The sequence below is a fragment of the Lottiidibacillus patelloidae genome (assembly GCF_002262935.1).
Taxonomy (GTDB): Bacteria; Bacillota; Bacilli; order Bacillales; family SA5d-4; genus Lottiidibacillus; species Lottiidibacillus patelloidae.
In genome coordinates this window covers 209,575-235,111 of the sequence record NZ_NPIA01000001.1, presented here as the reverse complement: position 1 = coordinate 235,111, position 25,537 = coordinate 209,575, and the positions used below count along the sequence as shown (strand labels likewise).

The following is a 25,537-nucleotide window of genomic DNA, read 5'->3' as shown; positions in this document are numbered from 1 at the left end:
TATGCATAGAGATACTTTATAATACTTTTTCATTTGTTTTGAAAAATCGTGTTATTTGTTTTGAAAAAGAAAATCGTCCATCTGCTAGGTGCAAAGACAAATCAATTGGTGATTGATATAATTTCCGAAATGATTCATAACAGCGACTATGATCACTTACCAAGTATTTACTACCACTGGCTGCATGCCATATTTTTGTAGGAACTTCACTTTTTAAGTTTTCACAAGAAAATTCATCTTTATTTAACAAACCTTCAACTTCTTTTTCATCTACTTCATATGCTATAGAAATTTCACGTTTCAATCGTTTATAAAATAATTTATTAGTTTTTTCACGATTAAAATGAGCCTTTAAGAAAAGACAAGGATTTATCATAACTGTAGAACGAATATTTTCGCCTAGTGTTTCCATTAGCTTCAAAGCTAAAAGGCCACCCATTCCTTCTACCAATAAGTGAATTTTTTTGTTTAGTATTTCATTTTTCATCACATGATGATAAAGCTTAACACTCACATCCAATGCGTTTTTACTTCCCCAATGTCGACCGAACAAATTTGAATAAAAAACAGTATACCCTTTATCTAATAAATCTTGAATCAGGTGTCTACGTTCACTATTTTGCATCCATAACGAGGACCTCTTATCAACGTAATGGTTCGTATCACCTATGATCATCACGCCAAATCCATTTGGTTTATGGGGAAGATGAATGATATTCCATTGGTCTTCAATCATAAAATATCGTTCCTTAATACACATGCTCTCCCCTCGCCTTAAAGAAATGTATCGTACTTTATAACGTATGCATAAACATTAAAAAAGACAAGGGGAATACCTAGTTTTCGTACTTTTACTCTCCATTTACGTCTTGATGAAGGATTTCAGTTTGCAAAATGATAATTCTTTCTTTTCCGTACTCTGTTAAATTCCCAATTTCTTGTTCTAAAAGCGCTTTTAACTCTTCTAGCTTTACATCCATCGCTATTTCTCCTTACAATTTTTATTAACTTATTTTATTCAAAGGAAACTTATTTATTTTCTTTCATGCTTTGTGGTAAAATAAAGACGACTTTGGTTTACATATGAAGTAAATGAGGTGAAAATGTAATGCGTTTCTTTTGGACATTATTTTGGGCATTGTTATTAAGTAACATGATGAATTATGTTATTGCTAACATGCAAGGAATTGATTATAACTTCCAATTAGCAACTATTGTTGCAGTTATTTTTTCAGTAGCCATTTTTGTTATTGGTTCGATTATTCCTGATAAAGCTGCTTAACAAGGAAAAAAGATAAGTAAAGGGAGGTAATTTCCCTCTACTTATCTTTTTTTATGGCTTTCTTTTATAAGACCATTTTCTATTATGGTTTTGTGTTTCTGGGAATTCGTCGCCGGCTTTCAAATGCACTTGTTTAGGCTTTTGCACCATGCTTCCAGTTTCTCCGATTTCTACATAATATCCATTATTAGGTGCTTTATCTCCTGGATTAAATTGTCTTCTTTGTCCCAAAAAATCACCCCTTTTCACAGGATTCTGAAATAGTATGTCACTAATTGCTAACTTTTATTATTTTTCATATAGCCCTTTACAAAACTGAGTGATGGTTTTACATTTGAATAATATATATAGTAAGGATACATAGAAAAGAAAATAGCGGAGGAAATAATAAAATGGAGTATGGAGAAAAATTAATTATTTTACTAAAATATTGCTTTTTAGGACTATTTCAAGGATTCACAGAGCCAATCCCCATCTCATCAAGTGGACATTTAGTGTTAGCTGAACATATATTTGGCCTAACAATTAAAGGTTTAAGCTTTGAAGTGTTAGTTAATTTTGGATCATTAATTGCTATTTTAATTATTTATCGAAAAGATCTTTATCGTTTAATTGCAAACGGTCTTTCCTTCATTTCTTCAAGGAACGAAAAGGCAAAAGCTGATTTTATGTTTATTATTTACTTAATTATTGGAACAATTCCAGCTGCTGTGATTGGATTGCTTTTCGGCGATGCAATTGGAGCATACTTTAAAGATGTAAAAGTGATTGGTTTTGCATTAATTGTAACTGGTTTTGCTTTATGGTTTATCCGTAATTTAAAGGGTAGAAAATTAGATAGTGAATTGTCTGTTAGAGATGCCTTCATAGTTGGATTTGCTCAAGCTATCGCATTAATTCCTGGGATTAGCCGTTCTGGAGCTACAATCGTTGCTGCTATGGGACTTGGCATGAAGCAAGAAACTGCACTTAGGTTTTCATTCTTACTATTCATACCAGTTAGTGTGGGGACATTTTTACTAGAGGGAACAGAAATAATTAACGATCCTATGCTTGACACTTTATGGTTGCCATATTTATTAGCATTTATTGGTTCAATTATTGCTTCATACTATTCATTGCTTTGGTTTATGAGAGTAATGGCTAAAGGTAACTTAGTCTACTTCTCCTTATACTGTTTCATTGCAGGAACTTTAACAATACTTTTCATGTAGAAAAAGAAAAAACCGCTAATTTAGCGGTTTTTTTATATGATATTTATAATTTTTTTGCAATTATTTCCCATTTTTTTAAAAAAAGACAAAAAAAAGCCTTGAGAACTTAAAACGGGAAGTCCTCAAGAAACAGCCAGCCTTTTTGCCTGTCTACACAAAAACATTTGGCTTAGTATTTATATTACATTTTTTTATTACATTGTACAAGTATTTTGAGTGAAAATTTAAAATAATTAACAAATATATGAACGCTTATATTTTTAGAATTACTTTAGCTTTTCTTTAATTTCTTGGACAGTTTCTTCAATATTGTCTCCCCAGTAATCATCTATTTTAGAGTAGACTAGGTTCCCATCTTCATCTAAAATCCCATAACCACGGTATGCTACATCGCCATGTTTCATATCCATATAATCTATTAACTTAAATTCCGGGTCTGATAAGAAAGGAATAACATTTGAGAAGTAGGCTGCAAAGTCACTATATATTTTCTTTGTATTCGTTACGTCCTCAGAACTAGCTGTTGCAACTTTAACGTTTATGTCTTCAAATAGATCGAGATTTTCATGCAACTGCACGAGTTGCTTTTGACAATGTCCTCAGGTGTGTGTTGTAAAGAAGAAAATAACTGTAGGCTTATTATCAATTGGTACTTGAACTTCTTGTCCATCTTGATTTTTTAATGTGATTGGCATGTCATTTGTATTTCCAGTTTTATCTGAAGTACCACAGCTTGCTAATAAAGGAAGTAATGTCAGAAAAAAGAGAAGTGTACTAACTTTTATTAACTTTTTCACAATATATCCTCCAATTAAAATAAAGTCATTATTACGAACTCTCAGCCAAATATACTCTTATTGAATTCCTAAAGCTATTTTTGCAAATCGAGACATTTTGTCCTTTGTCCATGGTGGATTCCAAACAATATTCACATCAACTTCCTTAACTTCAGGTATATCTTCTAAAGATTTCTTTACATCAGCAACAATCGTTCCGGCAAGAGGACACCCCATTGAAGTTAATGTCATTGTTATTACTGTTTTACCCTCATCATCAATTTCAACGTCATACACTAAACCTAAGTTAACGATATCAATGTGAAGTTCTGGGTCTGTAACTGTTTCGAGTTGACCCATAATTTGTTCTTTTACTTCTTCATGATTACTCATCAAAAAAACTCCTTTCAAATTATATTAATTTAATGTGTTTACTAACCAATTAATACTTTGTATTAGTGCTGATCTTGATACTTTATGGTCACTATGTTCATCAGCTACAAAAGTAACATTGTCTTTCCAATCTACTTTTTGTTGAAGTGTTTCATATAATTTTTCACTATATTGGAATGGAACGACATTATCCTTTTTCCCATGCCACAAAAACAGCGGGGTTGGTTTTACATGATCAAGTTTATTCGTAAGTTCAAAGATTGCCAGTTGCTCAACTTTCAATGCGAGCTCATTCATATTTACTTCACTGCTTAATTGCTTATCTGATTGTAACTGTTCCAGTTGAGCTGTTGCAAAGTGTTGATAATAAGGGGTTCCCATATATGAAATAGCTGCTTTAATCCATTTATATTGGGACAACGCACCTAGTGATATGATAGCTCCCATAGATGTCCCACCTATTGCTATTTTATCTTCTAGGATTAAATTTTTCATCTGATATGCTTCTTTAATATTATAAAGTTCACTAATTTGATTAATAACGATATCCCAGAATGATAAAGCTCGCTTTTTTTCAGATATATTATTCTCCCTTTCGCCATGGTGAATCGCATCCGGTAAGATAACACGCATATTTTCTTCTGCTAGTAGATAAGCAAAATGGAGATTATGTTCTTTCGCACTTGTAAATCCATGAGAAAAAATAACTAATGGTAATTTTTCGTTACGCAGTTCTTCTTTGCAAACATGAAGAATAGGATTACCATTAATATGTTCATGAACAATTGTAATCATGTCTCTTCCCCCTTCTCTATTTTATGATACCACTTTCTAACTTGTTATTTAACCAAATTTTACTAAATTGAATTTTCTATAAATTCAAGCTATAATAGTATACATTCGCTTTTTTTCTAAAATCTAGAATACATGTAGGTGACAATAAATGAAAAATAGACATTTAATTGCTCTCGATTTAGATGGGACGTTATTAACTGATAAAAAAACAATATCATTACGCTCTAAACAAGTAATTCAGCAAGCTCGTGAACAAGGACATATCGTAGTCATCGCTACAGGACGTCCACATAGAGCAAGTTCCATGTACTATCATGAACTGGCCCTAAATACACCAATGGTCAACTTTAATGGGGCTTATACACATCACCCGTTAGATACTAGTTGGGATCACCACCATAGTCCACTTGAACTAAATACTGCTCGTGAAATCATTCATGCACTACAACCGTTTAATGTACGAAACATCTTAGCTGAAGTTTTAGACGACGTATACTTACAAAATGATGATCAAAGTATTAAAGAAATTTTTTCAGCAGGGAATCCGCTCATTAAAACCGGAAATTTACATGAACTACTAGCAGAAGACCCAACATCACTTCTTATTCATCCTCACGATGAACAATTAGATGCTATTCGTTCCCACTTAAAAGAAGTTCATGCAGATGTTATTGAACATCGTACTTGGGGTGCCCCTTGGAATGTCATTGAAATAGTCCAAACTGGGATCCATAAAGCATATGGACTAGATAGAATTGCAAAATATTATAATATTACTCCAGATAAAGTCATCGCTTTCGGTGATGAAGACAATGATTTAGAAATGCTTGATTATGCTGGCCAAGGCGTTGCAATGGGGAACGGTATAGATTCTGTTAAAACAATTGCTAACTTCACGACGAAGAGTAATGAAGAAGATGGTGTGGCATTATATTTAGAAGAGGCTTTATTGTTAAATAAAAAAAGAAGATAGTATATTTTAATAGGTGGTAGGTAAAATGCTTAAACAGTATGATCAAGTTCCTAAATTCACCTTACCTAAAGTTGACGGTGGAACTTTCTCTTCGGAACAACTTATCGGAAAGAAAACGCTAATTTATTTCATGCGTGGTACTTGGTGACCGAACTGTCAAAAGCAGCTCGGGCAGCTGCAACAAGAATATAACAATTTCCAAGCAAAGGGAATTGACCTTATTATTATCTTTCCTCAAAAAAGAAGTATTGTTGAAAAGTTTGCAAAAAAGAACCAATTTAACATGACCCTTCTCGTTGATGAAGATAGATCGGTGATTAAGTCATTTGATGTTTTTCACCTAATTGGAATTGATGCGTTTCGCATAGCCAGACCGAGTGTTTTCTTTATTAATGCAGAAGGTAAAGTGGCTTTTGCTTATATTGGAAAAAATCAAAAAGACCGTCTCTCTATAAATGAATTAAATATGCAAATTGAAAAAGAAACAGGAAAGAATTAAGTATTATTCTTTCCTGTTTTTTCTTCGATAATTTTCTAAAATCACGGTAACACTAAATGAGAACGTCAGAGTTATTGGCGTCCAAATTCATCGTAAACCCCAAGGAGGAATTGTTTTGAGTAAAAAAAATAAATCAAAAAGATTCCCACAACAAAGTTCCGATTCAATTAAAAAGCATGATGAACGTATGCCAAGGTATACTTCAATGGCTGAAGCCGAAGAGAAAGAGCGTAAGTCTGATGACGTTTCTGAACTTGCACAAGGAGGCTTTTAATTCTTGGGTAATAAACTATTTCAACTCGCACGTGATGCTGTTTTAAAGGCGGAAGATCAATTACGTAATGCTCAATCTCCAACAGATATTGATGAAGCAATAAACTGCGTTGAAATTGCCAAGAACAATTTGAATTCAGCTTTTGCTAATTCAACTGGGGCAGAGCGTGAGCAATTAATGGAGTATCAAAACCAACTTATACAAACATTGGATGAAAAAACAATTGAATAAAGAAAAGCTGAAGCGACCGGTGAGCGCCGTATAACCTTATCGCACTTCGACTCGAAATAAAGGAATCACAACGAGCTTTTGCGAGTTGATGATGACTTATTGAAGTTGAGAAGGGCATAGGTTACTAGGCGTTGGGAGCTGAAGCTGGATCAGATAAGAAAAGCGAGGCGAACGCACAGCGACGTAAAACCTTATAACACTTTGAACTAAGATAAAGGAAACACGATGAGCTATGGGAATCGTTGTTGACTTATCGAAAGTGAAAAGTCTATAGGTTTCTAGTCGCTGTGAGCCGCAGCTGGACAATAGAAAAGCTGAAGCACTCGCTGGCTAATATGCTATCGAACATAAAAATTATTAAAAGGACGTTCTCTTTTATTAAGAGAACGTCCTTTTTCTATTGAAGCGGAATCGATATGATATTTTCTTTTGATCCATCGTTTGCAGAATATACGAAAAGCTCTAACACAACATTGCCTTGTGTTTTTGCGACTTCATTAAAATCAACTATAATTGTAAAAGGTGACCAAGTCGGTGCCCCTTCTTTAACTGTTTCCATCTTGCTTAACACGACTTCTCCATCTACAATCACTTCATATTGATACACTGCTTCAAATACTCTCGCTTCCCCTGATACCCTATAAATCGTCCCATTTACACCACTTTTTGAGACTTCTATATTACGAAAGGCATTGTTATCTGAAATTATTGCATTATCTGCCTTTTCAATAACGATAGTATTACTCTTAATTAGCTCGAATGGATCTATTGTTTCTTCATTAACTGTGATAGCCAATAATTTCACATCAACTTCATAATTTCCTGATACAATTTTTTCGTCATGTTCCCACTTATCCAGCCATTCGACACTCTCACCAGCAGGGATATTTAATGTTTGAAATGCTTGAGTAAAGACTCTACCTTCCGAAAATTGATATACTTGTTCTCCTCTGTCATTTTTAACGATTATTTCAAACTGTTGACCACTAGAAAATTCCAAATCTGCATCTGTTTCTGCTTCATTCTTTAATATTATTTTGAAGTTTGTCACATTTCCTTCATTTTGTGCATCGATTTGCAGCGATAAGTCAACATCATAATTTGGATTATCAGTACCTTGCCCATCTCTATTTATAGGTTCATTCATCCCAGTATTACAACTAGTTAATACAAACAGTAACATTAAAGAAAATAAAACTTTTTTTATCAAGCTTAACACTCCTTAGAACATTCTTATACATTTGACGTTCACCGGAGAAAAAAGGTTGCAGAGAGAAGGAAATATATTTATTTGTCCGCTCTGAAAAAACCGTAAATTCCTGCTGTTTCCATAATATTTGTAAATGCTTTTGGATCTGTTTGATCAATAATTCTCTTTAGATCATAAAGCTCGTAACGGGTGATTACAATCATTAACACTTCTTTATTTTCTGCAGTATATGCCCCTCTGGCTGGCATTGTTGTAATTCCACGGACAAGCTTGTCGTGTATAGCCTTCTCAAGTTCTTTCGCTTTCGAAGTTACAATCATTGCAGTAAGCTTTTCGTGACGAGTATGAATGGTGTCAATAACACGTGACATAACATACAAGGAAACTAATGTGTATAAAGCTTTTTCCCAACCAAAAAGGTAACCTGCTGTCACAATAATTGCACTATTTAATAAGAAAAAGTACATTCCTGCAGGTCGGTCTTTCATTCGAGATAAGATCATAACAATAATGTCCATTCCACCTGTTGATGCACCATACTTCAGTGTTAAGCCAACACCAACAGCAGCAATAACACCGCCAAACACAGCGTTTAAAAGAATATCATTAGGTGCTAAGTGTTGAATAGGTATAATCGTTAAGAAAAAGGATGTCTCTACAACATTTAAAAAGCTATAAAAAGTAAATGCTTTCCCAATTTTCATCCAACCTAATATTGCAACTGGAATATTTAGCATTAGTAAAGCAAAGCCGGTGGAAACAGCAGGAATGAGACTAGCTGTTAACTGTGCTACACCAGTGAAACCTCCAGCATATACTTCCCCAGGAATTAAAAACCAATTTAAGGCAATAGCATTAAGAAATGCTCCGATTAAAAAAATTATATTTTTCTTTATTTCATGCTTTAGATTTACCAAAAAATCCACCTACTTCACAAAAATTTCTCCATTTACTCTAACATACGAATCTTCATTATGATATAAAAATACTTTTTGATACATATAGGATAACCAAGTAGTACTTAGTTCAAAATAAAGAAGAAAGTTAGTAAAGAGAAGGAAGGGGCATAATGATGACAAAGGATAATGACAAAAAAGCTAGAGATAACAATGCTAAACGACATGAAAAGAATATGTTGCGTGAAAAGAATGCTGAAGAAAAGCATGAACGACAATATTCAAAGAAAACAGATCACTTGTAAAAATAACAAAAAGGCATCAAAAATGATGCCTTCTTTGCTCAAGTTTATTCTGGAAAAGTCAGTAAAAAAGTTGTTCTCTCTGGGTTAGTGATAACCGAAATAGTTCCATTGTGTTTCTCGATAATCTGTTTACATACAGATAGTCCTAATCCAGTTCCTAATTCTTTCGTACTTATAAAAGGTTCAAATATATTTTCAAGAAGATGACTAGGGATTTGTGGCCCATTATTAGCAATTGCTACGATAATATTTCCATCTGATTTACTAACGTTTACGTCAATTATTCGATCAAAATTATTATTGTGTAATTCTTCCACCGCATTGTGAAGAATGTTTAAAATAACTTGTTTAATTTGGTCTCTCACGGCGAAGATTTTTAAATTTTCATCTATGTTTTGAACAATAGTAATGTTCTCTTCATTAAAGCGAGGAGTTAGAAATACAATCATTTCCTTTACAACATTACTAATGTCAATACCTTCAATATTGTCATCTAATATTTTCAATTTTGATAAGTATAGGAATTGATTAACTTTTTCTTGTAAGCTTTCCATTTCATTATTGATAATTTTAAAATAATTTGATGTTTCGTCACTTTTCTCAAAGTTATTTTCAAGTAAATTAATAAATCCTTTTATTGAAGTTAATGGATTGCGAAACTCATGAGCAAAACTAGCAGCGATTTGCCCTAAGATCGTTAAGCGATCACTATGCATTTCGGTTATAAATTGATTTTTATTATTTATGATCTCATCTTTTATTTTTGTATACTTGGTTACAGCATCTTTCACAAAAATATCGAACATATTTGTAATTTTAATTATTGCATCTATTTTAACGCTTTCAGATAGAGATGACGTATTTATTGTCTCAAAAATAAGTTTTCGCCCAATATTAATGTTAAACACAAAATCTCCAATATTAACATTAGCATCAACTCGTTCACGAGCAATTTTTTCAGTTAAAGCTGCAATGTTATTTATTATATTAGGATTTTCTAAGTATTTAATTATCATATTAATTGTTGTGTGCCCATTTTGGACCATCTCGTTTAGATAGGGCTCAGATTCGCTAATTAAAGCCTGATTAAACCAATTTTCAACTAATTCATCTTCATTTTTTTTTAGTAATGAAACGATTGAATCAACATAGTTACTTTTATCCATTGGCTCCCACCCTTATCTAAATAAAGTAGCTTTTAATTATTTTAACATTAATTGGTTTCATAGATAAGTACAAGAATAAGAAAGGATGATGAGATTGCAAACTCAAGGTGGACAACCCCCACAACACCAGAACGTGCAACCCGGCATTGAAGCAGTGATGAACCCAAAACCAACCGCTATTAATCCGAACCAAAAAGGCAGTGATAAGCTATTAAATAAAGTGGCGATTATTACCGGCGGAGATAGTGGTATTGGGAGAGCAGTCGCAATAGCTTTCGCAAAAGAAGGCGCAAATATTGTCATTAGCTATCTAAATGAACACCAAGATGCAGAAGAAACGAAACAATTAGTCATAAAGGAAGGACGACAATGTCTGCTCATCCCAGGGGATGTTGGACAAGAAGCAACTTGCCAGGCAATCGTTAAACATACGATTGAACAATTTGGAAAGATTGATTGTGTAGTTAATAATGCAGCTGAACAACATCCACAAAAAGGATTAGATGATATTACAGCTGAACAATTACTGAAGACGTTCCAAACAAATATCTTTTCCTACTTTTACTTAAGTAAAGCTGCGCTTCCTCATTTAAAAACAGGAAGTACAATTATTAATACGGCATCAATTACAGCATATGAAGGGCATGATCAATTACTTGATTACTCTGCTACGAAGGGAGCAATCGTAACTTTTACGCGTTCATTATCGAAATCATTAATGAGTAAAGGAATACGCGTTAACGGTGTTGCTCCAGGTCCAATTTGGACCCCTCTCATTCCAGCTAGCTTTTCAGCAGGTAAAACAGCGACGCATGGTACAAGTTCACCGATGAAGCGTGCAGGACAACCATTTGAAGTTGCACCAAGCTATGTATTTTTAGCATCTGAAGACTCCTCTTATATGAGTGGGCAAATGCTGCATGTAAATGGTGGAACTGTTGTGAATGGGTAAATAAGAAAAGCTGAAGCAATCGTTTAACGGCGTAAAAACTGGAACACTTCGAATGAGATAAAGGAGACACGAAGGGCTAGGACCTTCGATGTCGACTTATCGCAAATGAGGAGTGTGAAGTTTTCTAGACGTTGATTGCTGAAGCTGGATCAACTAAGAAAAGCTGAAGCAATCCCTAATTTCACAATTTCTCACCTTCCAATTTCTACGAAGCATAAAAAAGACAGATACAAACTCGTATCTGTCTTAAAAATCTTCTAACTTTTTATGTCCTTTGGAAAACGTATGAATGTAATTTCCGTCTTCATTTACAAATGTTAACACCTTTTGCATAAAGCCTTGTCCTTTAGCTTCAAACATAACCTTATAGAAAGTTCCTAATGTTTCTTCCCCACTCCCATTATTAATGACAACTTCATGGGTTGAGATGATCTCTATCTTTTCCGGTTTTCCTACTAATTCTGTAAACCCTTCAACAGTTTGTGTAATCTGTGCCAAAGTCTGCTCATCTGTTGGTAATTCTCCACCTGAAAAAATAACAATATAAGGGTTAGGCTCAATTAATTGGCGCTTTGTCACTACAAAAGCTGTGCTTTCTCCAATAAACCCTTGAAACCCAGTTTCATCACCGACACCTTCAAGAAGGTTTGATTCCACTTTTCCAAAGTGAGTAACTGTTCTCATTTTTGCTAAATCTTTAATATCACTTAACTCTGGATGTTCTGATTCCTCAATAATTTTATTTAATGTCATCTTAATCGGATTATCAGTATAAGCAATTGCTAAAACGACAGAAATAACAGCAACAATTGAAATTAATATACCTTTCATAATAAGCACTCCTTATGTAATCAATCAAAGTGATTATACATGAAGTGTTAAGTAAATGCCACCTAACAACAATAAAAAAAGACCTCCGTAACAAGAGAATACTTGTTAAAGAGGTTATTACTACGCCTTAACTGATACGTTGTAATGTTCAAACCAAAAGTTTATTTGCGCTAAATGAGCTATAAGTTGTGGACCAGTCATTAATTGACCGAACCAAGGCTCTTTAAAGGCTGTTCCTTCTGAATCAACGATTTCTTTTACTTTATCACGATTAAAGAATTCAAATAGTGGTGCATCTTTTTGAGCGAGTATTTCATTCATCCAACTTACAACTGCTTTTGTGTAATATGGGTTGTGTGTCTTTGGGTATGGGCTCTTTTTCCGATATAAAATCTCATTGGGAAGAATACCTTCTAACGCTTTTCTTAAAATCCCTTTTTCACGATTATCAAGCATTTTCATTTCCCATGGAATGTTCCAAACATATTCGACTAACCGGTGATCTGCAAATGGAACTCGAACTTCAAGACTCGCTCCCATACTCATTCGGTCTTTTCGATCTAGAAGTGTAGTCATAAACCAAAGCATGTTTAAGTAGAATAACTCTCGTCTTTGCCTTTCAAGCTTGCTTTCTCCATCAACATGGGGAGTTTCCTTTACTGTATCCTTGTATTTCTGTTCTACATAACCTTGTAAGTCAAGCTTTTTTTGCCACGAAGGATTTAGTAAACCTCTTCGAGCACTTGTTGAACGCATCCATGGAAAACCTTCACGCTCTAGGTCTTCTTTGCGGTGAAACCATGGGTACCCTCCAAAAATCTCATCGGCACACTCTCCTGATAAGCCAACCGTAACATCACTTTTAATTTTCTTGCAAAACCATAATAATGATGAATCAATATCTGCCATCCCCGGTTGGTCACGAACAGTTACTGCTTCTTTTAAATACCCTGCTAAATCTTCGTTTGTGATGACACAGTTATGATGAACTGTATTAAAGGCCTCTGACATTTTCTTAATCCAAGGTCCATCACTATTTGGCTGAAATTCATTTTCCTTAAAGTATTTATCATTATCGATATAATCAATCGAATACGTATGAAGTCGTCCGCGATTTTCTTTTTCGAAGTAGTTAGAAGCAATTGCCGTTATTGCACTAGAATCTACCCCACCAGATAAAAATGTTGCAACGGGAACATCTGCGACGAGCTGCCTTTCTACAGTATCGACGAATAAATGTCTTATTCTTTCTGCTGTCTCTTCGACATTGTCATTGTGCGGTGCACTTTTCACATTCCAATAACGCCAAACGTTTAGCCCAGACTTCGTGTATGTTAGCGCATGTGCAGGTCGCAATTCTACTATATCTTTAAAAATTCCGTGCCCTGGAGAACGCGACGGACCTAAACCGAAAATTTCACATAAGCCTGATTGATCAACTTCTGCGTTCACACTCGGATGGGCTAATATTGCTTTTAATTCTGAGCCAAAAATTAATGCCCCATCTTTTTCATAATAAAAGAGCGGTTTAACACCTAAACGATCTCGACCAATAAAGAGTTTTTCTTCGTTATGTGTCCATATCGCAAATGCAAAAATTCCATTTAAATGATCGACACATTTTTCTTTCCATTCGATGTAAGCAGTCAATAATACTTCTGTGTCAGAATGCGATTCGAACGTATAGCCTCTTTTTAATAACTCTTTCCGAATATCTTCTGTGTTATAAAGCTCACCGTTATAAACCATTGTATATGTTTCATTGTCCTTTTGACGGGACATCGGTTGAAGACCTCCCTTTGGGTCTACAACGATTAATCTACGATGTCCAAATGCAACGTGATCAGCGCAAAACGTTCTTCCATCATCAGGACCACGATCTGTTAATTTGTCCGCCATTTTAATGATTGTGGACTGTTCATTTTTTAGATTTCTCTTCCAATCAATCCACCCTGTAATTCCACACATTTTACTCTCCCTCTCGTTTTCTGCCATTTCAAGCTGTATTTATTGTATGCAAGAGAGATTTATTATTGCATGTCGATATAGAAAAAGAGCCGTAGACATATGTCTACAGCTCTTACAGTGCTAAGTATTATCCCATAAACGAGAATGGTAATACACCTAAACCTAAGTATAAGATTGTTGCTACGACAAGAATAAATTGAATCCAATAATGTGATTCTAATGTTCCCTTTTTCGTACGAACTAAAATCTTTTCAATTAAGAATAGTACATAAAGAGAAAGAATTACTTTCAATGATAATGCTACCATAACAGCTGAATAGCTATGATATTGAAAAACCATCCCTATTCCTGTAATTGCAGTTAAAAGTAAAAATAAGCGCAATACCATGTGTGTAATTTTCGCACCTTTTGCTTTACCAAGCTTATGCAGAAGTAAAACAACAATAAATAATACCAATACCATTATCCAAGATGACACGTGTGCATGTAACATTTTTTATCCTCCTATGTATAGATAACTTTTTTCTTATCATATCATGTTTTATTGTAGAAAAGGAACGCATAATAAGGAAGAGGGAAAAGGAATATACAAACGTAAGAAATGATTGTTATAATGGAAACGTCTACATAATAAGGAATTGGAGGTAATATTATGACTACAAAAACAAATAACATAATTGAAGTCACTGAAAAATATGGCGCAAATAACTATCACCCACTGCCAATCGTTGTATCTGAAGCAGAAGGTGTTTGGGTAAAAGATCCTGAAGGAAATAAATATATGGATATGCTTAGTGCATACTCTGCAGTAAACCAAGGACATCGTCACCCTAGAATTATTGAAGCATTAAAGGCACAAGCAGATAAAATTACTTTAACGTCTCGTGCATTCCATAACGATCAATTAGGACCTTGGTATGAAAAGGTTGCTAAACTAACAAACATGGAAATGGTTTTACCAATGAACACTGGTGCTGAAGCGGTTGAAACAGCGGTAAAAGCTGTTCGTCGTTGGGCATACGATGTAAAAGGTGTTGCGGAGAACCAAGCGGAAATTATCGCATGTGTGGATAACTTCCACGGGCGTACGATGACTGCTGTATCTTTATCTTCTAATGATGAATATAAGCGTGGATTCGGACCAATGTTACCTGGGATAAAAATTATTCCTTATGGTGATTTAGAAGCATTGAAGAATGCGATTACACCGAATACTGCAGCATTCTTAATTGAGCCAATTCAAGGTGAAGCAGGGATTATCATTCCTCCAGAAGGATTCTTAAAAGCTGCATATGATTTATGTAAGCAAGAAAACGTATTATTCGTTTCTGATGAAATTCAAGCTGGATTAGGTCGTTCTGGAAAAATGTTCGCTTCTGACTGGGAAGGTTTCAAGCCAGACATGTACATTTTAGGTAAAGCATTAGGTGGCGGTGTATTCCCTATCTCATGTGTTGCTGCTGATCGTAATATTTTAGGTGTATTTGAGCCTGGTTCTCACGGGTCTACATTTGGTGGTAATCCACTTGCTTGTGCTGTTTCAATCGCTGCACTTGACGTGTTAGTTGACGAAAAGTTAGCAGATCGTTCATTAGAATTAGGAACTTATTTTATGGATGAGTTAAAGAAGATTGATAATCCAGTTATTAAAGAAGTTCGCGGTAAAGGATTATTTATCGGTGTTGAATTAAACGAGCCAGCACGTAGTCATTGTGAAGCACTAAAAGCAGAAGGTTTATTATGTAAAGAAACGCATGAAAATGTTATCCGTTTCGCTCCACCACTAGTAATTTCAAAAGAAGAACTAGATTGGGCGCTAGAGCGAATTCGTAAAATTTTATCAGCTTAAGACTGCAAAATCGCTTAGGGGTATCCTAAGCGATTTTTTATTGATCATATTTCCATCTTTTATATTTGTCCTCAGAATTTGAGTAAGTGTATAATCCCATAAGCATACCGATGACATAAAAGATTGCTAATTTTATTATAAACCCCTGTATCGTATGAGTCCCATCACTAATTTCCAAAACTATCGCTAGTGGGAAACTGTAGAAAGCAGGTCCATGAATGAAGATGAAATACTTTTTCCCTTTTTCACGATCCTTTTCCCATTTCAGCATGATATCTTCCTTTGTAGTTCTAAGTTCTCTAGGCAAATAAGTAAAAACTCCGATTAAAAGTACTACTCCTATAATGACATCAATTATAGCTATTGGATCCTTCAATCCAGAATATATAAGGAAAAGGGAGTATATAAAAATGATAATCATCACTAATACTATGCGATAATTTATTGGCTTTTTTTCAGACATCTAACTCCCCCTTTCGTGTTCTATTAATCATCACCGTTAAGTAAGTCACCAATTCCACCTAAGACGCTGCCTTCACCTTTCGATTTCCCGCCATTACTTGGTGCACTAGCAAAGATTCGATCTGCTAAGCGACTGAAAGGAAGTGATTGAATCCAGACAGTACCTGGTCCTTTAACTGTTGCAAAAAATAATCCTTCCCCACCAAATAGGGCCGTTTTCACTTTGCCAACATATTCAATGTCATAATCCACTTCTTTTGTTAATGCAACAAGGCACCCTGTATCTATTCGAAGTCTTTCACCAGGCTGTAATTCACGACGATGAATTGTTCCACCTGCATGCAAAAATGCTAACCCATCACCTTCAAGCTTCTGCATAATAAAACCTTCTCCACCAAAGAAACCTGCGCCTAATTTTTTTTGAAAGTCTATGCCAATTGAAACGCCTTTTGCAGCACAAAGGAACGAATCCTTTTGACAGATTACCTTTCCGCCAAGTTCACTCAAATCAACAGGTATAATTTTTCCTGGGTATGGAGCGGCAAAAGAAACATGTCTTTTTACTCCTCCATCGTTTGTATAGACTGTCATAAAGAGACTCTCACCAGTTACTAATCGCTTTCCAGCACCAACTAGTTTACCGAATAATCCACCTTTTACTTCTGTACCATCCCCAAAGATTGTTTCCATTTCAATATCGTCTTCCATCATCATCATACCGCCAGCTTCAGCAACTGCACTTTCACCTGGATCTAATTCAATTTCGACGAATTGCATGTCATCTCCATAAAGCTTGTATTCTATTTCATGTGCATTCATACTCTCACCTCTTATATACGTTATATGTATATAATTCTACGAGCAGGTAATAGCTCCTTTATTTATCACTCACCTTTAATTTGCATTAATGACGTCCATAAGAAGTCTATTCCGAACATTCCACTTTGAGGTGGCGTATTTTTCATCGTTCTTAAATGAATGATATTGAAGTGTTCTTCAAATATTTCTCTAAAACGTTCTTCTGAGTAACCGATTCCGCCTTTTAAACTTCTATCTCGATAAATTTCCCAATCAGTACTTGCTGGGGCACCATCCGTATTAAAGCAAACAATCCCGAAATAACCATTAGGTTTTAAAGCTTTACGAATCTTATTTAAATATGTGATCCTTCTATGCGGTGCAAGGTGGTGGAACATTCCACTGTCGTAGATGAAGTCATATGTATATGGTTCTACATTAAAATCAAATAAAGATTTACAAATGAAATTAATATTGGCCCCTGCCTCATCTGCTCTTTCTTGTGCCCACTTAAGTGCTGCTTTTGAGAGATCTAGCCCATCAACTTCGCACCCTTGTTTTGCCATATATATTGCATTTCTACCAGGTCCACAACCAATCTCTAATACTAGTGTAGGATTTAATCCATCTCTAAAATATTCGACTAAATTTTCATCAGGGGAGTTTTTGAAAAAAGGGATTTTCTTATCACGATCTTCATAAAAATCATCCCAAAAGACTATAGGATCTCTTAGTAATGAATCTAACAAGTTATATAATTGATCATTGTTTAAAATCTTTTCATCCATCAACGTATTAACTCCCTTCCACTAATAGAACTACTATATTCTCTTATTAATATCTTTATTAAAACTCTATATAAAATGGCTGTCTTTCTTCATCCAAACAATATTCAAATCGTTGCCTAAAGTTTTTGTGAGTGACCATCTCTAATGCTTCTTCAATCGGAAAAAAACCATAATCTAAACATTCATCTGTTGTCGTGAGGTTACCGCCGATTGGCTTCGCTAAAAATAATGTATTACATATCGAGCGACTTACATTTTGAAACACGCCACAAAATTTTGTCACTTCAATATCTAATCCACATTCTTCTTTCGTTTCACGAATGGCCGCTTCCTTCAAAGACTCTCCCTCTTCCACTTGTCCGCCAGGCATTTCCCAACCTCGACGCGGCCCTTTAATTAATAGGAGTTCATTTTTATCATTTAGTATAATAGCTGCCGCTGAAACGATATGTTTTGGTGGTGTCATTATGTATATCCCCTTTTTTACATATTTTCATAGAAATTTATTTTGTTTCCGAACGGGTCTGTCACTTGCATTTCCTTTGTATTCCAAGGAGTAACTTCAATAGCGGGCTTGGCATATTTGTATTGTTTTGTAGATAATTCCTCGTAGAGCGCTTCAATCCCAACTATTTCAACTCTAATTGCTGCACCAGGACTACAATCACCGTGATGTTCGGAGAAATGAAGGATACAGCCATTTAGTGAGACTTGCATATAAATTGGAAAGTTTTCTTCAAACTGATGTTGCCAATCTACTTGAAATGATAAATATCCTGTGTAAAACGCTATTGCTTTTTCAACATCAAAAATACGAAAAATTGGTGTTACTGATTTAAGGCTATATCCATAAGGTTTCATAGTACATTCTCCGTTTCATCGTTTTCTTGTGTAAACCATGTAGGTTTTTGAAGTTCAAAATTGTGATGCTCTTCTATAATTCTCTCAAGCCTAGTTTTCATTTCTTCTAATTGACCTGGCGCAAAGCGTTGCGACCATATTATTGATGAGAACAAAACCATCGCAACATAGACGGAATAAAGCTTCCAGAAATCTTCTGGAATTTTTCCATTAAAATAGCCATTCAACTGTCCAATGGAAAAAGGAATACTTATTTCAGTAGTAAATAATGCAATTTTGACGAAATCATGGTATGGATCGCCCCAATCAAAATTGTTAAAATCAATGACTCCACTATACTTTTTATCTTTAATAATTAGATTACTAGGACCAAAATCATCATGTTGTAATTGATTTGGACGACTTTTTAATAAATGTTTATTCTCTTCTATGTAAGCCAAAATTTTTTCATCATTGGATAGTTTAATGCCACATGTCTTATATGCTTCTGTATAGCGATAATGTTTACTCATTGCCCGTTCATACCATGAGTTCATGTGGTTTGGAGCTGGTATACGATGAATCCTTGCTAAGTCTTTTCCTGCAGAAACTCCTATTTTTTTCTGATCATCCTCTGTAAAAAGGGGCAAGTATTCTCGTGCTTCTTCACCTTCAATATAGGATACGATGTAATAACATAAACCTAATTCCTTAAATTTTCCTATCTCTATTGGTTCTGGGCACTGTACATCGAATCGTTTTGCCTGCTGCAATACCTTTATTTCTGCGCTCTTTCGCTCGTAAGACTCAATCTTACCTATTCTAAGTAGATTTCTTTGGCCATCCGCAAACGAGACGAGATACTTTTTATCACTAGAGTATCCTTTTTGGATTAAAGAAATGCTATTAGCTGATAGGATGCTTGTAATATTATTCTTCAATACATCGATTGATAAATTGTGCATTTGTTCATCTCTCTTTTTATTGTCATATTTTATTCTTCTTTTCGTATATTAAATTGTAAACAAATTTGACTTTCTACTTATCTATCGTTATCCTTTATTTAGAAAATTTTACTAATAATAGAATAGTTTGTCCACTAGGGGAGCCTTTTAAAGGCTGAGATTAAAGTGCTACTTTAAGACCCTCTGAACCTGATCTAGTTCATACTAGCGTAGGGAAGTGGTGTATAAATGTTATGTATAACGTTTTCTACAACCACTTTCAAATAATTGAAGGTGGTTTTTTATTTTTAAAAACAATGAGGAGTGATTGTATGAAATTTTCAGCACAGCTAAGAAATGAAGCAAATGCTATTTGGGAAGCAAGTTTTGCCCATCCTTTCGTCAAGGGAATTGGGAAAGGAGATTTACCGTTAGAAAACTTCCGGTACTATGTGATGCAAGATGCTTATTATTTAACACACTTTGCAAAAGTTCAAGCGTTAGGAGCGGCTAAAGCAGGTGATTTACATACGACAGCAAGAATGGCTGCACATGCGCAAGGAACGTATGAAGCAGAGTTATCGCTTCATGAAAATTTTAGTAAGCGTTTAGGAATTACAAAAGAGGAAATGGAGAACTTTAAGCCTGCACCGACTGCATATGCGTACACTTCCCATATGTACCGCGCGGCTTATGAAGGTCATATCGGAGACATTATTGCAGCCATTTTACCTTGCTATTGGTTGTATTATGAGGTTGGTGAACGCCTTACAGACGAATCTCCACAAGAACCGATTTATCAAGAATGGATTGCAGCTTATGGTGGGGAGTGGTTCCGAGAGTTAGTTGAAGAGCAAATTAATCGACTAGATGCGATTGCCGAAACTGTGTCAGAAAAAGATCGTGAAAGAATGAAAGAACACTTTATCATAAGTAGCTACTATGAACTAGACTTCTGGGAGATGGCTTATACTTTAGAAAAGTGGTCTGAAAATAAAGTTTCTATATAAAACAATAAGGAACTTCCTAATGCGTTAGGAAGTTCCTTTATCCATACCAATGCCAACATACCTTTTATGTTCTTTCATAACGAGATTCTTAAAAACTTCCTTTTCTTGTTCACTATCATAAAGGTTATCTAAATTATTCCCATTTGCTAAATATCGTTTAACTTCATAATTATTAAATATAATATGGTCATATCTGGGATCATTCATAAATTCTCTAAACCATGATAATTCTTTTTGTAGCTCTAACACAGTTTTTTCATGCGAAAAAAATATATTTCTAATTTTCTTCCATATAAACAAATCTACCAAAAGCCCAATAATAAATCGTACTATAAAACCAATGATATCAATAATAAAGTGCATAGTACTCTCCTAATTACTTTCTATATCTTTTAAGTTCATTTTAACTTATTCACTTTTTCTAAGTCATGTAATCCAAGTCTACCATTTTCATAAGTGATGATTAATCGTTCAATATGTGGAACAACTTCATCATTGTAGAAAACAGTTAATCCATTAACTTCCTTTACAATATCCCCATCTTTTAACTCATCCAGAGTTAATTTAAAGTTAGATAAACCTCATGTGCTTTTTTCGTTATAGCCAATTCTTACACCTGACTTCTTCCATTTCCCCATTAAGTGCTGGAGAAATTGACTTGCTTCAATTGAAATCTCCATTCATATCCTCATTCCTATCCTATTGGCCATTAGCCATTTTCCCATTACCTTTTCACCTGCATCTTTTGAAGTTTAAGTAAGTTGTTCACAAATGCAGGCATCGCTCGTAGAAGGTCATCGACCATATTCTTAATTTCAAGTAAGTAAAGCCCTTTTTCATCTGGAGGCGGTACTACTAAAGAACTTTCATCATTTTTATAGATTTCATTAAATACGTATATCTTTTCGCCATATTGCTCAAAAAGATATTGTTTGTGCTCAACACCCATTCCAACAATCACATCATATAAAGTGAAAAAATCTTTCTCAAATTGATTTCTTTCAAAAGAGGACGTATCTATCTCTAACTCTTTCATTCTTTCAAAATGAATACTAGAATACTTACTTAAGTCGCTATTCGCTCTTACTCCTGCTGAAGCAACTTCAATTCCTTTTATATTATTCTTCTTTAAGTAATGTTTAAGACACATTTCTGCAGATACACTTCTTGTGTAGTTGTCTGTACATAAAAATAGCACTTTCATTAGCTTCACCAACTCATCTTTTCAAATAATTTTAATAAGGAAAATCGTCATTAATACTCGTCTTCGTTTTATTTTCCCAATCTTCACGAATCATCGCGTAGCCGACGGAATCATATAAATTTCCTCTCTGTCTCCAAGACTGACGGTGATAGGCCTCTTTTACATAGCCACTTTTAAAGAATGTTTTCCGCATTGCATAATTATCTACTCTTGTATGGCCTTCAATTCTTATCATCTCTGGATAGGTACTAAAAACAAAGTTCGTTAGCCAATTTACAGCTTCTTTACCTATTCCTTTCCCACGCCACTTTTCCTTTAAACGAATATCAAATAAGCAAGTAGGATCTTCTAAATCAAACAATCTAATCAAGCCAATTTTCTTATCATTATTTGTAATCCAAAAAGTTCTGTTTCCTTTTTCAGTATAAAAACCATTTTCTAAATTTCTTCTTATTGACTCTTCTGTAGGGTTTTCTTGTCCATGAAAACTCCACGTTTCAGAAGTTAAGAAATCTATTAATTCTAGGGCCATTTCTTTTGTGAATTCTATGTATGTATACATATTAAATCTCCGTTTCTATTTTCTTTTTATTACAATAACATAAGAAATTAAGGTTTAGTAAAATTTTTACATAAAAAAACAATGCTACCCAAAGCACCGTTTTAAATCTTTTCTTTATATATTAGTTGCAGCTTTTCAGCAACTTGGAAAGGTTTTATATCGAGTTTGCTACAAGTGTCGATTCAACCCATACTGGTTCATATGTCCCTCTTTCACTGCAATTACGTTTGAATTCTTCACCTTGTCCAGTTCCGAAGACTCCTTCAATGATTTCTGCCATAAAGAAGTATTGTTTTCCATTAAAGTCTAACGTATCAAAACATTCATTTACTTTTATTGTTACGCCTAATTCTTCATAGGCTTCTCTTTTCGTTGCTTCTTCAGGCGTCTCCCCTTTTTCTATACCTCCACCAGGAAAGACGTAATAAGTGACATGATCTTTCACTCTTTTAATAAGCGCAACTTTATTGTCTTTAATGATTATAGCAGAACCTCGATTTCTCACTTTTTGCCAAAGTATTCGAAGTTATTTAGTAATAGATGTGAAAATATTAATGAGAGAAGATAGGCAATGACAGGTTCATTCGTCTCCCATGTTGAAACTAGTGAAAAGAAAAGTAAAAAGGACACTCCTAATAAAAGGATTAAGTATACAAAAATACTAATTAACGTACGCATATTATTCTCCTTGCTCTTAAAGTTATTTTATTTTTTCTACTTCTTGGGTTAAATAATTTACTGTATACTCTGATTTCACTTCAATATTTCCATCGACCATTTTATATACTCTTATATAATACTTGTTATCTTTCTCTTCAGTAAAGTCTATTGTATATTCATTTTGTTCCTCACTGCTTAACTGTTGATAGATTAGGACCTCGGCATCATCTTTTGATAATTTCTCCTGTTGATTGTCTGTATCGTCAATTGTTGCACTTCCACAGCCTACTATACTGAACATACTTATACAAATTACCAAAGCCATAATCAACTTTTTCATATAAATAATCCCTCCACCAAAGTTATTTTACTTTCTATAATTAACTTTGTAGATTTATATATATAATTCCATTCTGTTTAGTCTGTGATAAAGCTTGAACGGCATTAAAGTATGATATTTTACTTATTATCTCGCACGTAACTGAAAACCCATCTTAGAAACTCCAGAATCTGCAACTTCATATTCGACAAACAGCATAAAATCTTCATTGTTAACCTTAAAGTCCTCTTCCTTAATTTTGATTGTTGTCTTCGTACTTTGCCCAGCCTCTAAGCCTTGCGAGTACGCTGTATCACAAATTTCGGGCCTCACCTTACCTGTGTAAGAAATTAATGCACCACAATCAAAAATGATTTGAATCATCTCATCTGTTAAATTTGTTATTGTCGCCGTAACATCATAGACGTTTTCTTCCTTATTCCAAATTGCTTCTGCTTCTACCTCTAAGATGTTTTCTTCACTTACAAAACCAGTATATTTCTCAGTTTTTTTCACAGATTGAGTCGTTCCACAACTAGCTAAAAAAACGACTATTACAGCACTAATTATTAAAACCGTTACTTTCTTCATAGCTTTTTTACTACCTTTTTCAAAAGTTTTTTCAATGCTTTCTTTACCAATTTCTTAATCATTTTTATACCCCCAAATTCTCGTTTCACACTCTGGATACTTGTAATCTATTACTATATATTTCGTTATTAACTATTGATAACCTTTTTTCGATAAATATAATAAAAACTGCACACGATTTTGATTGTGTGCAGTTTAAATAAGGTGAGATATTTAACTATTATCCAACATTTCACTGTTCTCTTCTTTTGGTTCATGAGGTAAATAAATTAGTTCTTGATAAAATGCAGCTAAGCTAGTAGTAATATAAGGGATTAACCATAAAAGTCCTATGCCGAGTGTGAATATACATAAGATTCCCCATCCGATAAAACTTAAATTTAGTAGGAAGAACTTCCATTTCAAGCCATTCATCCGTTTACGACTTTCTGTAATAGCCTCCAATGGCATAAGATCTGGATTATCTTTCAGAATGAAATAGGTTTGGGAATAGGCTATTCCTTTAATGATTCCTGGAATAATTAATAATAAAAACCATAAGAATGTGAAAATCCATACAAATATTGACGTAGCAACAATCTTTAAGGAATAATTCCAATCTTTATAAATAGTAAAAACTCTTTCAATTTTCGGATACTCATTACGATACATTTCTAAAAAATAATAACTTACTGCAATAGTAAAAGGTATTAAAATAATAGAGCTAATAATGCTTGTAAAACTAAAGTCTTCAGATCCACCGCTAAATAAACTCTCAATTGCTGCTGTAACAATAATAGAAATGAATGTTAACAGTACAGCTTTTTTCCATTTACTCGAAGAGATAATCGCGCAAGTCTTTTAATTTCTGAAATTCGCATTAGTTTTCCCCCTTTCATATACACCCTTTTCATTTTATCATATGAAAGAACTATCAAACTTAATAAGTTCCGTTAATTTGGAGTTTCGTCTTAGGTTAAAAAGACTTCACCATTCCACCGTCAATTAAATATGCTTGACCAGTTACATACGTATTTGCCTCAGAGCATAAAAACACGACATGTTTGGCAAATTCTTCAGGGTTTCCATATCTACCAAGCGGAATTAATGCCTCCCTATCACGAACAATCTCTTCTGTCATTACTCCACTTGTCTTTGCAGCAATTTCATCTAGTTCCGCAACACGATCTGTGGCGATTCTTCCTGGACCAATCGTATTAATTAAAATGTTGTCAGGTCCTAATTCAGTCGCTAGTGTTTTCGCTAACCCCATGACACCAGTACGCATGACATTAGATAACAGTAGTCCATCGATTGGTTGCTTAAAAGAGGAAGAAGCGACATTGACGATTCTTCCCCATTTCTTTTCTCTCATCGAAGGAAGTACTGCACGAATGGATCTCACATAGCTTAATAAATTTTGCTCAAACGCTTGTTGCCATTGTTCATCTTCAAACTCATCAAAAGTTCCTGCTGGAGGACCACCTGCATTGTTAATTAATATATCTACACTTCCAAATGCTTTAATCGTGCTATCTATTAAGGACGTAATGTCTTCTTTTTTCATTACATCGCACGTTTTATATAGAACTTTACTATTAGACAATGTCTCTATATCACTAGAAGCTGCTTTTAAGTTATCTTCACTTCGGCTTGAGATCATCACATTTGCACCTTCATTGGCAAATTCTTCAGCGATGGCTCGCCCAATTCCTTTACTTGCCGCTAATACGAGTACATTTTTCCCTTTTAAACCTAAATCCACT

The 25,537-nt window shown here is 34.4% G+C and carries 36 protein-coding genes, 3 pseudogenes and 1 riboswitch; of the genes and pseudogenes, 12 read left to right on the top strand and 27 right to left on the bottom strand.

The window, feature by feature from the left end:
* Positions 1-16: 16 nt before the first annotated feature.
* Positions 17-760, bottom strand: coding sequence for an alpha/beta fold hydrolase (locus CIB95_RS01350; RefSeq protein ID WP_094920813.1), 744 nt, complete (start codon positions 758-760; stop codon positions 17-19).
* Positions 761-851: 91 nt separating this feature from the next.
* The gene (locus tag CIB95_RS16475; protein ID WP_269844935.1) at positions 852-980 is read right to left on the bottom strand and encodes a hypothetical protein; all 129 of its coding nucleotides are present in this window, start codon (positions 978-980) and stop codon (positions 852-854) included.
* Positions 981-1,108: 128 nt separating this feature from the next.
* On the opposite strand from CIB95_RS16475, the gene CIB95_RS01345 reads away from it, so the two are divergent.
* Positions 1,109-1,282, top strand: coding sequence for a YjzD family protein (locus CIB95_RS01345; RefSeq protein ID WP_094920810.1), 174 nt, complete (start codon positions 1,109-1,111; stop codon positions 1,280-1,282).
* Positions 1,283-1,333: 51 nt separating this feature from the next.
* Here CIB95_RS01345 and CIB95_RS01340 read toward each other — a convergent pair whose 3' ends face one another.
* The gene (locus CIB95_RS01340) at positions 1,334-1,513 is read right to left on the bottom strand and encodes a YjzC family protein (RefSeq protein ID WP_094920808.1); all 180 of its coding nucleotides are present in this window, start codon (positions 1,511-1,513) and stop codon (positions 1,334-1,336) included.
* A 161-nt stretch (positions 1,514-1,674) separates the two neighbouring features.
* Here CIB95_RS01340 and CIB95_RS01335 point away from each other — a divergent pair, with 161 nt between their 5' ends.
* Positions 1,675-2,496, top strand: a complete 822-nt coding sequence (locus CIB95_RS01335; RefSeq protein WP_094920805.1) for an undecaprenyl-diphosphate phosphatase — start codon at positions 1,675-1,677, stop codon at positions 2,494-2,496.
* Between the two features lie 266 nt (positions 2,497-2,762).
* On the opposite strand, the pseudogene CIB95_RS01330 reads toward CIB95_RS01335, so the two are convergent.
* The 4 genes and pseudogenes from CIB95_RS01330 to yjfP form a co-directional block, all read right to left on the bottom strand.
* Positions 2,763-3,080, bottom strand: a pseudogene (locus CIB95_RS01330) (hypothetical protein); the annotation flags it as partial.
* A gap of 15 nt (positions 3,081-3,095) precedes the next feature.
* Positions 3,096-3,293, bottom strand: coding sequence for a hypothetical protein (locus CIB95_RS01325; protein ID WP_094920800.1), 198 nt, complete (start codon positions 3,291-3,293; stop codon positions 3,096-3,098).
* Positions 3,294-3,350: 57 nt separating this feature from the next.
* Positions 3,351-3,665, bottom strand: coding sequence for a metal-sulfur cluster assembly factor (locus tag CIB95_RS01320; RefSeq protein WP_094920797.1), 315 nt, complete (start codon positions 3,663-3,665; stop codon positions 3,351-3,353).
* Between the two features lie 24 nt (positions 3,666-3,689).
* A complete protein-coding gene (gene yjfP / locus CIB95_RS01315) occupies positions 3,690-4,460 on the bottom strand; it encodes an esterase (protein WP_094920795.1) in 771 nt (256 codons plus the stop codon).
* Between the two features lie 148 nt (positions 4,461-4,608).
* On the opposite strand from yjfP, the gene CIB95_RS01310 reads away from it, so the two are divergent.
* From CIB95_RS01310 to CIB95_RS01300, 5 genes and pseudogenes are all read left to right on the top strand, one after another.
* Positions 4,609-5,433 carry a Cof-type HAD-IIB family hydrolase gene (locus tag CIB95_RS01310; protein WP_094920792.1) on the top strand — a complete coding sequence of 275 codons (825 nt, stop codon included), beginning with the start codon at positions 4,609-4,611 and terminating at the stop codon, positions 5,431-5,433.
* 25 nt (positions 5,434-5,458) lie between these two features.
* The gene (locus CIB95_RS16285; protein WP_142296443.1) at positions 5,459-5,581 is read left to right on the top strand and encodes a redoxin domain-containing protein; all 123 of its coding nucleotides are present in this window, start codon (positions 5,459-5,461) and stop codon (positions 5,579-5,581) included.
* Between the two features lie 12 nt (positions 5,582-5,593).
* Positions 5,594-5,932: pseudogene (locus CIB95_RS01305) on the top strand (peroxiredoxin family protein); the annotation flags it as partial.
* A 115-nt stretch (positions 5,933-6,047) separates the two neighbouring features.
* Positions 6,048-6,206, top strand: coding sequence for a hypothetical protein (locus CIB95_RS16280; RefSeq protein ID WP_198949142.1), 159 nt, complete (start codon positions 6,048-6,050; stop codon positions 6,204-6,206).
* A gap of 3 nt (positions 6,207-6,209) precedes the next feature.
* Entirely contained in the window at positions 6,210-6,437 is a 228-nt protein-coding gene (locus CIB95_RS01300) for a DUF3813 domain-containing protein (RefSeq protein WP_094920787.1), read from the top strand.
* Positions 6,438-6,834: 397 nt separating this feature from the next.
* Here CIB95_RS01300 and CIB95_RS01295 read toward each other — a convergent pair whose 3' ends face one another.
* Together CIB95_RS01295 and CIB95_RS01290 are read right to left on the bottom strand one after the other, a co-directional pair.
* Positions 6,835-7,647: a BsuPI-related putative proteinase inhibitor gene (locus tag CIB95_RS01295; RefSeq protein WP_094920784.1), complete on the bottom strand. Its 813-nt coding sequence runs from the start codon at positions 7,645-7,647 to the stop codon at positions 6,835-6,837.
* Between the two features lie 77 nt (positions 7,648-7,724).
* Positions 7,725-8,564 (bottom strand): YitT family protein, encoded by an 840-nt coding sequence (locus CIB95_RS01290; protein ID WP_094920782.1) that lies wholly within the window; start codon positions 8,562-8,564, stop codon positions 7,725-7,727.
* 149 nt (positions 8,565-8,713) lie between these two features.
* Here CIB95_RS01290 and CIB95_RS01285 point away from each other — a divergent pair, with 149 nt between their 5' ends.
* Positions 8,714-8,848: a DUF3941 domain-containing protein gene (locus CIB95_RS01285; RefSeq protein ID WP_094920779.1), complete on the top strand. Its 135-nt coding sequence runs from the start codon at positions 8,714-8,716 to the stop codon at positions 8,846-8,848.
* Positions 8,849-8,892: 44 nt separating this feature from the next.
* On the opposite strand, the gene CIB95_RS01280 is transcribed toward CIB95_RS01285, so the two are convergent.
* Complete coding sequence (locus tag CIB95_RS01280) at positions 8,893-10,014, bottom strand: histidine kinase N-terminal domain-containing protein (RefSeq protein WP_094920776.1); 1,122 nt, start codon at positions 10,012-10,014, stop codon at positions 8,893-8,895.
* An 88-nt stretch (positions 10,015-10,102) separates the two neighbouring features.
* Between CIB95_RS01280 and CIB95_RS01275 the strand changes: the two genes are divergently transcribed.
* Positions 10,103-10,966 (top strand): SDR family oxidoreductase, encoded by an 864-nt coding sequence (locus tag CIB95_RS01275; protein WP_094920774.1) that lies wholly within the window; start codon positions 10,103-10,105, stop codon positions 10,964-10,966.
* A 246-nt stretch (positions 10,967-11,212) separates the two neighbouring features.
* Here the strand turns inward: CIB95_RS01275 and CIB95_RS01270 are convergent, their stop codons facing one another.
* The 3 genes from CIB95_RS01270 to CIB95_RS01260 form a co-directional block, all read right to left on the bottom strand.
* On the bottom strand, positions 11,213-11,797 hold the full coding sequence (locus CIB95_RS01270) for a hypothetical protein (protein WP_094920771.1): 585 nt from the start codon (positions 11,795-11,797) through the stop codon (positions 11,213-11,215).
* Positions 11,798-11,917: 120 nt separating this feature from the next.
* Entirely contained in the window at positions 11,918-13,765 is a 1,848-nt protein-coding gene (gene asnB / locus CIB95_RS01265; RefSeq protein ID WP_094920768.1) for an asparagine synthase (glutamine-hydrolyzing), read from the bottom strand.
* 127 nt (positions 13,766-13,892) lie between these two features.
* Positions 13,893-14,258, bottom strand: coding sequence for a DUF1516 family protein (locus tag CIB95_RS01260; protein WP_094920765.1), 366 nt, complete (start codon positions 14,256-14,258; stop codon positions 13,893-13,895).
* Between the two features lie 159 nt (positions 14,259-14,417).
* Between CIB95_RS01260 and CIB95_RS01255 the strand changes: the two genes are divergently transcribed.
* A complete protein-coding gene (locus CIB95_RS01255) occupies positions 14,418-15,614 on the top strand; it encodes an ornithine--oxo-acid transaminase (RefSeq protein WP_094920762.1) in 1,197 nt (398 codons plus the stop codon).
* Positions 15,615-15,651: 37 nt separating this feature from the next.
* Here the strand turns inward: CIB95_RS01255 and CIB95_RS01250 are convergent, their stop codons facing one another.
* The 6 genes from CIB95_RS01250 to CIB95_RS01225 all read right to left on the bottom strand — a co-directional run bounded on the left by CIB95_RS01250 (position 15,652) and on the right by CIB95_RS01225 (position 19,467).
* The gene (locus CIB95_RS01250; protein WP_094920759.1) at positions 15,652-16,077 is read right to left on the bottom strand and encodes a hypothetical protein; all 426 of its coding nucleotides are present in this window, start codon (positions 16,075-16,077) and stop codon (positions 15,652-15,654) included.
* 23 nt (positions 16,078-16,100) lie between these two features.
* A complete protein-coding gene (locus CIB95_RS01245) occupies positions 16,101-16,895 on the bottom strand; it encodes a TIGR00266 family protein (RefSeq protein ID WP_094920757.1) in 795 nt (264 codons plus the stop codon).
* A 65-nt stretch (positions 16,896-16,960) separates the two neighbouring features.
* A complete protein-coding gene (locus CIB95_RS01240) occupies positions 16,961-17,662 on the bottom strand; it encodes an SAM-dependent methyltransferase (RefSeq protein ID WP_094920754.1) in 702 nt (233 codons plus the stop codon).
* A gap of 58 nt (positions 17,663-17,720) precedes the next feature.
* Positions 17,721-18,128 carry an NUDIX hydrolase gene (locus tag CIB95_RS01235; RefSeq protein ID WP_094920752.1) on the bottom strand — a complete coding sequence of 136 codons (408 nt, stop codon included), beginning with the start codon at positions 18,126-18,128 and terminating at the stop codon, positions 17,721-17,723.
* Positions 18,129-18,145: 17 nt separating this feature from the next.
* Positions 18,146-18,523: a glyoxalase superfamily protein gene (locus CIB95_RS01230; protein WP_094920750.1), complete on the bottom strand. Its 378-nt coding sequence runs from the start codon at positions 18,521-18,523 to the stop codon at positions 18,146-18,148.
* Positions 18,520-19,467 carry an aminoglycoside phosphotransferase family protein gene (locus CIB95_RS01225; protein WP_094920748.1) on the bottom strand — a complete coding sequence of 316 codons (948 nt, stop codon included), beginning with the start codon at positions 19,465-19,467 and terminating at the stop codon, positions 18,520-18,522. Before CIB95_RS01225 ends, CIB95_RS01230 begins: the two co-directional genes overlap by 4 nt.
* Before the next feature lie 126 nt (positions 19,468-19,593).
* A riboswitch (TPP riboswitch) is annotated at positions 19,594-19,700 on the top strand.
* Between the two features lie 78 nt (positions 19,701-19,778).
* On the opposite strand from CIB95_RS01225, the gene tenA reads away from it, so the two are divergent.
* The gene (gene tenA / locus CIB95_RS01220) at positions 19,779-20,456 is read left to right on the top strand and encodes a thiaminase II (RefSeq protein ID WP_094920746.1); all 678 of its coding nucleotides are present in this window, start codon (positions 19,779-19,781) and stop codon (positions 20,454-20,456) included.
* A gap of 24 nt (positions 20,457-20,480) precedes the next feature.
* On the opposite strand, the gene CIB95_RS01215 is transcribed toward tenA, so the two are convergent.
* From CIB95_RS01215 to CIB95_RS01185, 7 genes and pseudogenes are all read right to left on the bottom strand, one after another.
* Entirely contained in the window at positions 20,481-20,819 is a 339-nt protein-coding gene (locus tag CIB95_RS01215) for a hypothetical protein (protein WP_094920744.1), read from the bottom strand.
* Positions 20,820-21,180: 361 nt separating this feature from the next.
* Complete coding sequence (locus tag CIB95_RS01210) at positions 21,181-21,660, bottom strand: arsenate reductase/protein-tyrosine-phosphatase family protein (RefSeq protein ID WP_094920742.1); 480 nt, start codon at positions 21,658-21,660, stop codon at positions 21,181-21,183.
* 31 nt (positions 21,661-21,691) lie between these two features.
* Positions 21,692-22,222, bottom strand: a complete 531-nt coding sequence (locus tag CIB95_RS01205) for a GNAT family N-acetyltransferase (protein ID WP_094920740.1) — start codon at positions 22,220-22,222, stop codon at positions 21,692-21,694.
* Positions 22,223-22,323: 101 nt separating this feature from the next.
* Positions 22,324-22,727, bottom strand: a pseudogene (locus CIB95_RS01200) (NUDIX hydrolase).
* Positions 22,728-22,922: 195 nt separating this feature from the next.
* On the bottom strand, positions 22,923-23,222 hold the full coding sequence (locus CIB95_RS01195; protein WP_094920738.1) for a hypothetical protein: 300 nt from the start codon (positions 23,220-23,222) through the stop codon (positions 22,923-22,925).
* Positions 23,223-23,348: 126 nt separating this feature from the next.
* The gene (locus CIB95_RS01190) at positions 23,349-23,792 is read right to left on the bottom strand and encodes a hypothetical protein (protein ID WP_094920736.1); all 444 of its coding nucleotides are present in this window, start codon (positions 23,790-23,792) and stop codon (positions 23,349-23,351) included.
* A gap of 213 nt (positions 23,793-24,005) precedes the next feature.
* Positions 24,006-24,443, bottom strand: a complete 438-nt coding sequence (locus tag CIB95_RS01185) for a DUF975 family protein (protein WP_332892325.1) — start codon at positions 24,441-24,443, stop codon at positions 24,006-24,008.
* Positions 24,444-24,501: 58 nt separating this feature from the next.
* Between CIB95_RS01185 and CIB95_RS16550 the strand changes: the two genes are divergently transcribed.
* Positions 24,502-24,636, top strand: coding sequence for a hypothetical protein (locus CIB95_RS16550; protein WP_332892323.1), 135 nt, complete (start codon positions 24,502-24,504; stop codon positions 24,634-24,636).
* A 111-nt stretch (positions 24,637-24,747) separates the two neighbouring features.
* Here the strand turns inward: CIB95_RS16550 and CIB95_RS01180 are convergent, their stop codons facing one another.
* Positions 24,748-25,536 (bottom strand): SDR family oxidoreductase, encoded by a 789-nt coding sequence (locus tag CIB95_RS01180; protein WP_094920734.1) that lies wholly within the window; start codon positions 25,534-25,536, stop codon positions 24,748-24,750.
* Position 25,537 lies beyond the last annotated feature (1 nt).